Here is a 281-nt window from a genome sequence, read left to right on the forward strand (position 1 = left end):
ACTTCCAGCTCGTCGCCGAATTGCTGCGCGAGAAATTCCGCACCCGTCATCGTCGTGCCATCGGTTAGCGTGAGCGTGACCTCGTCACCGGCGCCGGATTGGATCCGGGTCCATTCTGGAAGCGGCACCATAACAATCGGCCGTGGTACTGCATGCGGCACCCCACCACCGTCGCCATCACCGCGCAAGATGCCCATAAGCGCATCAGCCATCTGGCCGGCTGGTGGCAGTTCAGTATCGATCAGCCCACGCAGCGTGTGCTCAATATCGGCAATGTTGCG

The 281-nt window shown here is 61.2% G+C and carries 1 pseudogene; it reads right to left on the bottom strand.

Features of this window, described 5'->3' with window-relative positions:
* Nucleotides 1-281, bottom strand: a pseudogene (locus tag HMPREF2656_RS12985) (HNH endonuclease); the annotation flags it as partial.

Source organism: Corynebacterium sp. HMSC034B08, from assembly GCF_001835805.1.
GTDB lineage: Bacteria > Actinomycetota > Actinomycetes > Mycobacteriales > Mycobacteriaceae > Corynebacterium > Corynebacterium coyleae.